The following is a 510-nucleotide window of genomic DNA, read 5'->3' as shown; positions in this document are numbered from 1 at the left end:
GGCGCTCGGCCGTGGCGAGTTTAAGCAGATCAGGGGACCAGGGTTTCGGATCGCGGCGATCCTGTGCGATCGAGTGGTACAGCGTTCCCAAACGTTGTGCGTAATCGTCTATGCCACCGGGTGCATTCAGATCGATCGTCTCGAACGGTCCCATGAACGACCAGCGCAGGCCGAGACCATGAGCAACTGTTCGATCAATGTCGGCCACACTTGCCAAGCCCGCATCCAACAGCGCCCAGGCTTCGTTCAGCAGCGCACCTTGGAGGCGGTTGAGAATAAAGCCTTCGATCTCACGGTTGACGACGATCGGCACCTGTCCGACTTGCTCCATCGTCTCGCGCAGCCATGGAACGATTTCCGGATCCGTCCATGGGGCAGCTACCAGTTCGACAAGCGGCACCAGATGCGGTGGATTGACCGGGTGGGCGATTAGACAGCGCGATCGCCTTGGGGCCTGTTCAGTGAACATCGAAGCCGGTATGCCGGAACTCGAACTTCCTACCACCGCAT

Annotated in this window: 1 protein-coding gene; it reads right to left on the bottom strand. The window is 59.4% G+C overall.

Annotated elements, in window-relative coordinates; translation table 11 throughout:
- A partial coding sequence (locus EOA22_RS36865) for a 3-hydroxyacyl-CoA dehydrogenase family protein (protein ID WP_348629531.1) occupies positions 1–469 on the bottom strand: 469 nt, incomplete at its 3' end.
- Positions 470–510: the final 41 nt, after the last annotated feature.

The sequence above is a fragment of the Mesorhizobium sp. M7A.F.Ca.US.014.04.1.1 genome, from assembly GCF_003998745.1.
In the GTDB taxonomy this organism is placed as follows: domain Bacteria; phylum Pseudomonadota; class Alphaproteobacteria; order Rhizobiales; family Rhizobiaceae; genus Mesorhizobium; species Mesorhizobium ciceri.
The sequence above is the reverse complement of the archived record's forward strand: the minus strand, read 5'-3'. Positions and strand labels throughout refer to the sequence as shown.